The sequence below is a fragment of the Clostridium sp. UMB9555A genome (assembly GCF_030222355.1).
In the GTDB taxonomy this organism is placed as follows: domain Bacteria; phylum Bacillota; class Clostridia; order Clostridiales; family Clostridiaceae; genus Sarcina; species Sarcina perfringens.
In genome coordinates this window covers 44,139-50,744 of record NZ_JASORQ010000010.1, presented here as the reverse complement: position 1 = coordinate 50,744, position 6,606 = coordinate 44,139, and the positions used below count along the sequence as shown (strand labels likewise).

Genomic DNA, 6,606 nt, shown 5'->3' with positions numbered 1-6,606 from the left:
ATATTACTTATAAAAGAATTGCTGGTTTATGTTAATATCTTCTGTTTAATTTTCAAAGACCATTTCGTTATCGCCCTCAAGCGACTTCTTTAGTTTAACATCTCTTTCGAACTTTGTCAACATTTTTCTTCAAAAAACTTTTTTAACTTATTTGCTAAGTTTTGTTTTTTGTTTTGTTGCTGTTCGTCAGCGACAAGTAATATCTTATCACATAAGGTTACATAATCATTTATTTTACACTCTATATTATAAAATTATATTATATTTTCTCTTAATTTCTTTATTTTTCTCTAAAATTTAATTATTGATACACTTGGTAAAGTTTATATTGTATTTATACTATTTATTTGCTATTCGTAAGTATTTTTAGATATTTTAATATAATAATATGTCTAATAAAACTCTTTTTAATCTAGTTAATTTTTATTTATATTTTATTATTTAACTTAAAAAATATGAATTTTAATAGAAAAATTTAAGAAATAAAAAAACTCTGATGCTAAAAGCACCAGAGTTTCATTAAAAATTATTAGTTTTCTTCATCCTTAACTTCAGTAGCTACTTCTTCTACAATTATATTTGTATCTTCTGATTCATCTAATAAAGTTATTTCTTCTTCCTCTTCATTAGTGTCTCCAGAGATTTTAGCAATAGTTACAACAGCTTCATCTTCTAGAGTTCTCATAAGTTTAACTCCCATTGCAGATCTACTTGTAACTGAAATATCACTTACATTTATTCTTATAGCTACCCCTTGGTTATTTATAAGCATAAGCTCATCATCTTCTTTACATACAGTAGCACCAACTACTTTACCAGTTTTATCAGATACTTTATATGTTATAAGACCTATTCCACCTCTATTTTGAACTTTATATTCATCTAGGTTAGTTCTCTTACCATAACCATTTTCGCTGACAACTAATAATTTTTCGTCTTCTACAGCTATATCCATACAAACAGCAACGTCGCCTTCTCTTAAGCTTATAGCTTTAACTCCAGATGCAGTTCTACCCATAGGTCTAACATCTGTTTCATTAAATCTTATGGCATTACCGTCTTGAGTTACAAATATAATATCTGCGTCTCCGTATGTTATTTTAGCTCTTAGAAGCTCATCACCTTCTCTAAGGTTTAATGCTATTAATCCATTCTTTCTTATGTTCTTAAAGTCTTTTAATGGTGTTTTCTTAACTATTCCTAGTTTAGTTCCCATAAATAAGTATCCATCTTCTTGAACATCCTTAAATGAAAGAACAGTTTGTATTTTTTCATCTGCTTCTAATGGTAATATATTCACAAGATTTGTTCCCTTAGCAGTTCTTCCTGCGTCTGGTACCTCATAAGCCTTTATCTTATAAACCTTACCCTTAGTTGTGAAGAATAATAAGTTTGAGTGTGTTGATGTTACAAGTACATTTTCAACAAAGTCATCTTCTTTTGTTGTCATTGCTTGTATTCCCTTACCACCTCTCTTTTGAGCTGAGTAAACATCTGAAGATATTCTCTTAATATATCCAGTGTGAGTAAGAGTTATTACAACATCCTCTTCTTGTATTAAATCTTCTATATCTATTTCATTTTCTTGTTTTTCTATTTGAGTTCTTCTTTCATCTGAGTACTTAGATTTTATTTCTAGAAGCTCTTCTTTTATAACCTCTAATAATCTTTCCTCACTAGCTAAAATTGCATTTAAGTAATCTATTAACTTCATAAGCTCATTATACTCATTTTCAATCTTATCTCTTTCAAGACCAGTAAGTCTTCTAAGTCTCATTTCTAAGATTGCAGCAGCTTGCTTTTCACTTAAACTAAATCTTTCAATAAGTGTGTTTTTAGCTATTTCTGAAGTCTTAGAACTTCTTATGATGTTTATAACCTCATCAATATTATCAAGGGCTATTATTAATCCTTCTAATATGTGAGCTCTCTCTTTAGCTTTATTAAGCTCAAATTGAGTTCTTCTAGTTATAACATCCTTTTGGAAGTTTATATAGTGAACTAAAACTTGCTTTAAGTTTAATATTTGTGGTTGATTATCAACTAAAGCAAGCATTATAACTCCAAATGTGTCTTGCATCTTTGTATGTTTATATAAAAGGTTTAATGTAACATTTGGATTTGCATCTCTCTTAAGTTCTATAACTATTCTCATACCTTCTCTATCAGATTCATCTCTTAAATCTGATATTCCAGTAATCTTTTTGTCCTTAACAAGATCTGCAATATATTCTATAAGCTTAGCCTTATTAACTTGGTATGGAAGTTCAGTTACTATTATTTTATGTCTTCCATTTTCCTCTTCAATTTCAGCTTTAGCTCTTACTACTATTCTACCTTTTCCAGTTTCATAAGCAGCTCTTATTCCTGATTTACCCATTATTATTCCTGCTGTAGGGAAATCTGGTCCTTTAATGTATGTCATTAATTCTAAGCTTGTTAATTCTGGATTGTCTATAAGAGCTATAGTTCCATCAATTACCTCACCTAAGTTATGTGGTGGTATATTAGTAGCCATACCAACAGCTATACCTGATGAACCATTAACTAAAAGGTTAGGATATCTTGAAGGTAATACAACTGGTTCTTTTTCCTCACCATCAAAGTTTGGAGTGAAATCAACTGTATTTTTATTAATATCTCTAAGCATTTCAGAAGCTATTTTATTCATTTTAGCCTCTGTATATCTCATTGCCGCTGCTGAGTCTCCATCAACAGAACCAAAGTTACCATGTCCGTCAACAAGCATATATCTTAAAGAGAAATCCTGTGCCATTCTAACTAATGCATCATAAACTGATGAATCACCATGTGGGTGGTATTTACCTAAAACTTCCCCAACTATTCTGGCACATTTTCTATATCCTCTTTCAGGATATAGTCCTAATTCTTGCATTGAATATAAAATTCTTCTGTGAACTGGTTTTAAACCATCTCTAACATCTGGTAATGCTCTACCAACAATAACGCTCATAGCATAATCTATGTAGCACTTTTTCATTTCTTTATTTATATCTATGGGTATTACTTTTCCCTCATTTAAGCTCATGTACTTCACCTCATATTAGTACTATATATCTAAATTGCTAACATTTTTAGCATTCTTCTGAATAAATTCTCTTCTTGGCTCTACTTTATCGCCCATAAGAATTGTAAATATCTCATCAGCTACCATAGCATCCTCAATGTCTGCTCTTAATAATATTCTTGATTCTGGATCCATAGTAGTTTCCCAAAGTTGTCCTGCGTTCATTTCTCCAAGACCTTTGTATCTTTGAACATTTACACTACTATCCTTTCCACCAAACTCTTCTATTATTTCATCTGCAGCAGCATCTGAGTATGCATATCTCTCTTGTTTTCCTTTAGAAATTTTATATAGTGGTGGTTGCGCTATATAAACGTGTCCTTGCTCAACTAAGTCTCTCATATATCTATAGAAGAATGTTAATAATAGAGTTCTTATGTGAGCACCATCAACGTCAGCATCAGTCATGATTATTATTCTATTATATCTTATTTTTTCTATATCAAACTCAGGTCCTATACCAGCTCCAATTGCAGTTACCATTGATCTTATAGTATCTGAACCTAAGATTTTATCTAATCTTTGCTTTTCTACGTTCATTATTTTACCTCTTAAAGGTAATATAGCTTGGAATTTTCTATCTCTTCCTTGCTTTGCAGATCCACCAGCTGAGTCTCCCTCAACTATGTAAATTTCACATTCCTTTGGATCTTTTGATGAACAATCAGCAAGCTTACCTGGTAATGAACTTCTTTCAAGTACAGATTTTCTTGTAAGTTCTCTAGCTCTTCTTGCAGCTTCTCTAGCTCTTGATGCTAATAAAGCTTTTTCTATTATGATTTTACCAACTTCAGGATTTTCTTCTAAGAAAGTAGAAATTCCTTCTCCTGAAATTGAATCAACAGCACTTCTAGCTTCACTATTTCCTAATTTAGTTTTAGTTTGCCCTTCAAATTGTGGCTCAGATATTTTAACAGAAACAACAGCAGTTAAACCTTCTCTTATGTCATCTCCTGATAAGTTCTTATCTGATTCCTTTAGGTGACCAAATCTTCTACCATAATCATTCATTACTCTTGTTAAAGCAGTTTTAAATCCTGCTAGGTGAGTACCACCTTCAACAGTGTCTATATTATTAGCAAAAGTAAAGATATTTTCATTGAAACCATCATGGTATTGTAAAGAAACTTCTACAGCAATTCCATCTTTAAGACCTTCTACATAAATTGGTTCATCATGTAAAACCTCTTTATTTCTGTTTAGATAACTTACAAAAGATTTTATACCACCTTCATAGTGATATACTTCTTCTTTAACTTCATCTTCTCTTTCATCAATAAGAGTTATGTTTATTCCCTTATTTAAGAAAGCTAACTCTCTAAGTCTTTGTGATAAAATTTCAAAATCATATTCAGTTTCTTCGAATATTTCATGGTCAGGCTTAAAGTGAACTTTAGTTCCACTACCTTCAGCTTCTCCTATTTTCTCTAAACCTGTAAGCACAGCCCCTCTTTTATAAGACTGTTTCCAAATATATCCACCTCTTGTTACAATTACTTCGCATAATTCTGAAAGAGCATTAACTACAGATGCACCAACACCATGTAATCCACCAGATACTTTGTATCCGCCTCCTCCGAATTTACCTCCAGCATGTAGAACTGTCATTATAACTTCTACTGTTGGTTTTCCCATCTTTGGATGAATTCCTACTGGCATACCTCTTCCGTCATCAACTACAGTAATTGAATTATCCTTGTGTATGTATACTTTTATATTTTTACAGTATCCAGCTAATGCTTCATCAATACTGTTATCAACAATTTCGTAAACTAAATGATGAAGACCTCTTGAACTAGTACTACCAATGTACATTCCTGGTCTTTTTCTTACAGCTTCTAGTCCCTCTAAGACTTGAATCTGACTTGCATCATAATTTTGATTGTTTTGCTCCAACATATAACTCCTCCTATATAGCAGCAATTTACCTTTTATAGGGTCTTCCGTGAATAATCTCAAACAACTTAGTCGAAATTCCTTCAATCCTCACACTTAATGTAAACATTATTTAAGAGCTATTAATTTAAAGGCTATGGGTTAACCCTTCCCAAAATAAATGTGGCAATCCTATTTTTATAAAATCTTTTAAAAATAAATCTTTAGTAATAACCTCAAATTTATCTTAATTCAAAAATTTAAGGATTATAATTAATATCTGTACGCTTTGTTAATGTAGATGATGAAATAGGTGAAAGATATACCTTACTCATTTTATCTATCTCAGCTATAACAAAAGATTTTGGCTTTTCATCTGTAATTCTTTCAACAAAGCCATCCTCTTCAGCCATTCTTAAGAATTGTATAGTATCTGAACTATACATAGCAGTTTGTATATCGAATATTCCTATAACATCTTTAACTGGAACTACTACATTCTCTCCTAAGTGTAAAAACACAAATACTCCTCCTTTAACATTGAATACGTCCATTTATAACTCTAAATACTTTTGAGTTTTCATCTAAATAACTGGTTAGATCTTCTATTCCCGTACATGTTATTACCGTTTGTATATTTTTTATTGATGTTAAAACATATCTTTTTCTATTAAAGTCTAATTCTGACAATACATCATCTAATAATAACACAGGATATTCACCAGTTATTTCTTTTATTATTTTTAAAGATGCAAATTTTATTGTTAATACACTAGTTCTTTGCTGACCTTGTGAACCATAAATCTTTGCATCTATATTATTTAAATATATATTAAAATCATCTCTATGTGGACCTATAGATGTAGCTCTTTTATCTATATCCTTTTTTCTATTTTGTTCTAATAGTTTTATCATAGAATCTTTAATATTATCTAAATCTTTTACTGTGGAAATATATTTAAATTCAATTTCTTCTTTTCCTGAAGTTATCTCTTTATGAATTTCTTTAGAATATTTGTTTAACTGTTCTATATATTTTAATCTAGTCTTTATAATATTCTCTCCATATTGAGCCAATTGTATATCATATATGTCTAACATTTCCTCATTTATATTTTTATTCTTTAAAACTAAATTTCTTTCATGTAAGACTTTATTATATTGAACTAAATTATGATAATACCTTTTATTTAATTGGCTAAGTTCCATATCAATAAATCTTCTTCTTATTCCAGGAGATTCTTTTACTATTTTTAAATCTTCTGGAGAGAACATAACTACGTTAAATGTTCCAATTAATTCTTCAATTTTGCTTATCTTTATTGAATTTATGCTAATAGCTTTTTTTCCGTCTTTTAAAATATTCACATCTATGATTTTGTCTAATCTATCCTTATGAACATCTAACCTTATAAAAGCTCTGTCCTTATTCCACTCTATTAGCTCCTTGTCTCTATTAGTTCTGTGTGACTTAGCAAATCCACAATAATATATAGCTTCTATTACATTGGTTTTACCTTGCGCATTATCACCTATAAAGACATTTACATTAGGACAAAGCTTAATTGATAAATTTTCATAATTTCTATAATTAATTAATTGCAAACTTTTTATATACATAAAAACACCTATATTTAATTATA

General features: G+C 30.0%; 4 protein-coding genes. All 4 read right to left on the bottom strand.

All coding sequences use genetic code 11. From position 1 onward, the window contains the following. Window positions 1–529 precede the first annotated feature (529 nt). Window positions 530–3,049 (bottom strand): DNA gyrase subunit A, encoded by a 2,520-nt coding sequence (gene gyrA, locus QP548_RS15515; protein WP_061426019.1) that lies wholly within the window; start codon window positions 3,047–3,049, stop codon window positions 530–532. 21 nt (window positions 3,050–3,070) lie between these two features. Further along, window positions 3,071–4,987, bottom strand: a complete 1,917-nt coding sequence (gyrB, locus tag QP548_RS15510) for a DNA topoisomerase (ATP-hydrolyzing) subunit B (protein WP_081109923.1) — start codon at window positions 4,985–4,987, stop codon at window positions 3,071–3,073. Window positions 4,988–5,223: 236 nt separating this feature from the next. Further along, on the bottom strand, window positions 5,224–5,484 hold the full coding sequence (remB, locus tag QP548_RS15505) for an extracellular matrix regulator RemB (RefSeq protein WP_003451015.1): 261 nt from the start codon (window positions 5,482–5,484) through the stop codon (window positions 5,224–5,226). Window positions 5,485–5,497: 13 nt separating this feature from the next. Continuing rightward, window positions 5,498–6,583: a DNA replication/repair protein RecF gene (recF, locus tag QP548_RS15500; RefSeq protein ID WP_061426018.1), complete on the bottom strand. Its 1,086-nt coding sequence runs from the start codon at window positions 6,581–6,583 to the stop codon at window positions 5,498–5,500. Between the last annotated feature and the right edge of the window lie 23 nt (window positions 6,584–6,606).

Bases quoted from the DNA above. Each gene is read 5' to 3' on its own strand.
- gyrA (WP_061426019.1), bottom strand. From the start codon at position 3,049: ATGAGCTTAAATGAGGGAAAAGTAATACCCATAGATATAAATAAAGAA.
- gyrB (WP_081109923.1), bottom strand. From the start codon at position 4,987: ATGTTGGAGCAAAACAATCAAAATTATGATGCAAGTCAGATTCAAGTC.
- recF (WP_061426018.1), bottom strand. From the start codon at position 6,583: ATGTATATAAAAAGTTTGCAATTAATTAATTATAGAAATTATGAAAAT.